The sequence below is a fragment of the Serratia sp. DD3 genome, from assembly GCF_000496755.2.
This window is the reverse complement of record NZ_AYKS02000094.1, coordinates 1-4,718: the sequence shown is the minus strand read 5'-3', so window position 1 is coordinate 4,718 and position 4,718 is coordinate 1. Positions and strand designations below refer to the sequence as shown.

Annotated in this window: 5 protein-coding genes; 2 read left to right on the top strand and 3 right to left on the bottom strand. The window is 48.0% G+C overall.

All coding sequences use genetic code 11. The features are described 5' to 3' along the window. Positions 1-209 (bottom strand): transposase (locus tag IO95_RS19200; protein WP_152554975.1); only part of this gene is annotated, 209 nt, incomplete at its 3' end. 27 nt (positions 210-236) lie between these two features. On the opposite strand from IO95_RS19200, the gene IO95_RS19195 reads away from it, so the two are divergent. Continuing rightward, positions 237-2,537, top strand: a complete 2,301-nt coding sequence (locus IO95_RS19195) for a DEAD/DEAH box helicase (protein ID WP_051791299.1) — start codon at positions 237-239, stop codon at positions 2,535-2,537. Positions 2,538-2,739: 202 nt separating this feature from the next. Here the strand turns inward: IO95_RS19195 and IO95_RS25685 are convergent, their stop codons facing one another. Next, positions 2,740-2,883 carry a hypothetical protein gene (locus IO95_RS25685; protein ID WP_160165630.1) on the bottom strand — a complete coding sequence of 48 codons (144 nt, stop codon included), beginning with the start codon at positions 2,881-2,883 and terminating at the stop codon, positions 2,740-2,742. A gap of 13 nt (positions 2,884-2,896) precedes the next feature. Next, positions 2,897-3,898: an SEC-C domain-containing protein gene (locus IO95_RS19190; protein ID WP_037386689.1), complete on the bottom strand. Its 1,002-nt coding sequence runs from the start codon at positions 3,896-3,898 to the stop codon at positions 2,897-2,899. 493 nt (positions 3,899-4,391) lie between these two features. Here IO95_RS19190 and IO95_RS19185 point away from each other — a divergent pair. After that, on the top strand, positions 4,392-4,718 hold a 327-nt coding region (locus tag IO95_RS19185), incomplete at its 3' end, for a transposase (protein WP_152554974.1).

Genomic DNA, 4,718 nt, shown 5'->3' with positions numbered 1-4,718 from the left:
GGAACCACTTCCTCGCCGGCGGCAACAGCGGTAAGGCTGCCTTCAATATATTGTTTCTTCCACTTGAACAACAGGCTGGGCTGAATACTATGCAGACGAGCCACATGAGACAGGGTCATACCTGGCTCCATAGCCTGTTGAATAATGGCGATCTTTTCCTGCGGAGTCTTACGTTTACGGCGCTCCTGTCCCAACAGTATTCCAGTCATCTCAAAATTAGAACCAGTATTAGACATATGTTTAAGCCTATCTCTTATTTTAAGATACATCTACTGTCTGGTGTTTCTTGGGGCCGCAGCAAAGCCTTGTTGCAGCCTCGCATTGAAGGGATCTACTCTTTTTATTCGATTCCCGAACACATCGAGCGCTTTTTTACCCTCGCAGGAAAAATGCCCGCCGTCCCCATCGAACAGGCCGATGCGCTGATCGAACGCTTGGGTGATCAAGTCAACTGGTACTTTCTCACCGAAGAGCGTGGCAACATTATCCTAGGAGAATGGGATGCAACGCCGCACTTGTGGCTCAAGCTTGGCGAAAAGACATTAGAACTGTCTATTGAGCACCAATCTCACGACCAACGCACGCGCATCGGTTCGGGACAAGGCCCGCTCTGGCTCTATCAGGAAGGTAGTCTCTGGTATCACCGCGATCTTGGGCAAGAGCGACAGCAAGCGAAAGCGATAGCCCAAAAGCTCGGTTTAAAGGCATGTAAAAATCATCGTTACAGCGTACCCAGCGAGCAACTACCGCAACTGTTTGATGGCCTAGATCAGCTCAAAGACGTGACCATCCACTGGCATCAAGGGAGCAAACGGGTCAAACAACTGCGCTCACAAGATGTTGGCCTTTCGATTCGACAAAAAGAAGAATGGTTTCAAGTTTCCGGTGATGTGCATTTTGATGGCGCTGAAGTGCTTGATCTCAAACGCCTACTTGAGGCTAGGCGCACGGGCTTTATTACCATAGAACAACAAAATCTCACCTTATTAGTCAGCGATGAGCTACGTAAACAGTTAGATTTTTTAGACAGCGTGCTAGATGACAATCTCTCGGTTAATCGTCAACTGGCCTACCCACTACAAAAGCTTATCGAAACCATGTCGGTGCAAAGTGACCAAAGTTGGCAAGCGCTACAACAGGCTTGGTCGCACCCCATCTCACTTGATAAAGCACTGCTTGAGCCACTACGCGATTACCAACGCAGCGGCGTACTCTGGGCAGCACATTTACTGCACAATGGTTTTGGTGTCTGTTTGGCCGACGATATGGGGCTTGGCAAAACGCTGCAAGCCTTAACCCTACTGAACCATTTTCAAGCGCAAGGTCCAAGCTTAGTGGTCTGCCCCAAATCAGTATTGCTGAATTGGCGCCAAGAAAGCCAACGCTTCACGCCGCAGTTAACAATGATAGACCTAGAGAGCTGCGCCGATCGCCAGCAAACCTTAGCTGATGCCCAACCTGGAGAGGTGATTGTCGTCAGTTATGGGTTGGTGACTCGCTTGGCCGAAACCTTGCAAGCAAACGAGTGGCAAACCGTGGTCTTGGATGAAGCCCAGCAGATCAAAAATCCTAATGCTGAGCGCGCTAAAGTGCTGTTTGATCTTAAAGCACAGCGGCGCATTGCCCTCTCTGGCACCCCAGTGGAAAACCATTTGGTTGAACTTTGGAGCCAGTTCACCTTCTTAAACCCAGGCTTACTCGGCTCTTTAAAGCAGTTTAAAGCCAAATACGCGCAAGCAGGCAAAAATGAACAAGATCTGCTGCGACTGCGCGCTTTAGTCAGCCCATTTATTTTGCGTCGCCTAAAAGAGGAGGTGTTAACGGAACTGCCGGAAAAAACTGAGCTGATCCATCATGTTGAATTGACCAGTAAAGAACGCAATACTTACGAAGCGGTACGCAAAGAGGCGTTGCAAACCCTGAGTGAGAGCAACGGGAATTCCGCCATTTCGCTATTCGCTGGCTTAACCCGCTTGCGCCAAGTGTGTTGCGACCCAGGTTTGGTGTTTGAGCACCTTAGCGAGACCAGCAGCAAACAAAAAGAGGCGCTGCAACTGATCGCCGACGCCCTTGATGGCGGACATAATATTCTGGTGTTCAGCCAATTTGTCCAATTACTCAAACGGTTCGGCCAGCGGTTAACCATGCAGGGAATCGATTTTTGTTACCTCGATGGGCAATCCACCAGCAAGCAACGGCAAAGTGCGATCAACACATTTAAATCTGGCAAGCACAGCCTTTTTTTGATCAGCCTAAAAGCGGGCGGTTCTGGACTTAACCTCACCGAAGCTGATACCGTTATCCACCTTGACCCATGGTGGAACCCCGCAGTGGAAGATCAAGCGAGCGATCGCGCTTATCGGATGGGGCAAACCAAACCTGTTACCGTCTATCGGTTGGTCACAGTCAATACCGTGGAGGAAAAAATCATCCAACTGCACAGTGAAAAACGCGACTTGGCCGATAAAGTGCTATCTGGTCAATCGAGTGCCGAACAGCTCAACCCTGAATTGCTTTTACAGCTAATGACGGAGTGAATGTAGCAACATCATTAGCCGTCAATGCTTAATAGTTCACCCGGCCTGGTCACAGGTCTACATAACGTTACTTATTGAGTAACAATATGTAGACCAAGTAAGTACGAGGGGTGATTGCCGGTTTAGAACGCAAGATTGCTATCTAGGAACGCCACCTTGCGGAGTTTGGCTATTCCTTGCTGGTATTACATTATAGCCAGTGCTACTGACGATTTAACCGTGCTTTACGACTGTGACTGCTGGTCATCAGTCGCTTAAAACGACGTTCAAACTCCAACGCATCCTTGGTAAACCGATAAGCTTCGAACCGTTGATGCAGATAGCGTGAGAATTGAGATTGGCTCACGGCGACCTTGCTATTACTTAACACTAAATTGAAATGTCTGGGTTAACAAAGGCTGAGGCTGGACTTTCCGTGCTTTGCCTTCTCGTGGGAAAAAGCTTTTCGGATCGGCGGTGATAAATCCCCAAAACTGCAAAAAACGCTCGATAAAACGTGATTCAATGATCAAGCCTAACTGTTTTTCTGGCGAGAAATAATCATTTGGAGAGAACTCCTGCAACAAATCAGGGAAGGCGGTCATCACCTCTTTAATAAGCTGATCTGCGCTGGTATGGCTTTGTAAGCGCCACAGCATAAACAGCCAGAAGGTGCGTAAATCAACATTTTGATCAAAACCGTCTAAGTAACCCCAGTTATATTTTTTAATTGCAGTTTCTAACATGGGTTGGAAAAAGGCTTGAATACCTTGTGTTTGATAGCGCTTCTGGGCTGTCTTTTTGACATGGTAGTGACCACTACGACGATAAATGATGCCCGCAATTTCTGCCAACACTCGGGTATAGTGCAACGCATTGAATTTCTCTTCATTGCTACCCGCATAGTCACTAATAGTGATTGGTGTATTGAGTTCTGACACCGCAAATTCCGGCAATAACGCGCTAGCCTGCTTGACTAATTTAACCGGAAGGTTACCTCTGCTGGTTGCTTTAAATGAACCCTCATGTTGCATCGCTTCATCAAGAATTAGGGTTAAATAGCGCATTACCGGGCTAGATGAAAGGTCGTCTGGCGTGGCAATGGTCACCCCGTTCAATTCATCAAAAGACGCATAGAGCCAATTGGTCATTTGCGTTGGCGATAAACCACAAAAATCAGGGTGCGGGCGGTTGTTGCGTTCAAACATTTTATGTTGCAAAGCCGCATTGAGCTCATCAAGTGTCAAGCTGGGGTTCATGGCAACCATGGCTTCAACATCATCGAACACTTCAGCATGCTGTTTTTCTAAACTGTTCATACAGCAATGCTTGTATTTTTTTCCGCTGCCACAATGGCAACGGTCGTTTCGACCTAGTTTCATATTCACTTCACATTTCCTATTAGACCCCTTATACAACCGATTGGGTAAGTCTGTTATAGCCAAAGAGGAAAAGTAAACAGCATACTCCGGACAAGTAGTTGGGTCTATTTCTTGCTCACCACATGATATTTTCGCTTAACAAGATCTTGTATACCCAAAATAATTCGAATTGCTTGACAGAACACTGTGCGTTTTGAACAGCGCTGGCTCCGAAGGTGCGAGGCCCATGGGCCGAGTCACGCAGCAAGCGATGGAAGCCCTAGGAGCATAGCCAACTATGTGGCTAGGGTGACAACGCTGCTTGCAGCGGCCCCGATAGGGGCGAGCCTCACGGACGAGGCGAGTAACTGCAGCTAACACCCAAGCAGTTTGAAGTATGAAGGGTATACCTGATCGACAATGTGCTGCGGCCCCAAGAAACACCAGACAGTAGATGTATCTTAAAATAAGAGATAGGCTTAAACATATGTCTAATACTGGTTCTAATTTTGAGATGACTGGAATACTGTTGGGACAGGAGCGCCGTAAACGTAAGACTCCGCAGGAAAAGATCGCCATTATTCAACAGGCTATGGAGCCAGGTATGACCCTGTCTCATGTGGCTCGTCTGCATAGTATTCAGCCCAGCCTGTTGTTCAAGTGGAAGAAACAATATATTGAAGGCAGCCTTACCGCTGTTGCCGCCGGCGAGGAAGTGGTTCCGGCATCTGAGCTGGCTACCGCGTTGAAGCAGGTCCGTGAACTTCAGCGTCTGCTGGGTAAGAAGACGATGGAGGTTGAGATCCTCAAAGAAGCCGTGGAGTACGGCCAGGCGCGAAAA

Excerpts from the sequence above, each read along its gene's own strand:
- IO95_RS19195 (WP_051791299.1), top strand. The coding sequence starts at position 237 with ATGTTTAAGCCTATCTCTTATTTTAAGATACATCTACTGTCTGGTGTT.
- IO95_RS19190 (WP_037386689.1), bottom strand. The coding sequence starts at position 3,898 with ATGAAACTAGGTCGAAACGACCGTTGCCATTGTGGCAGCGGAAAAAAA.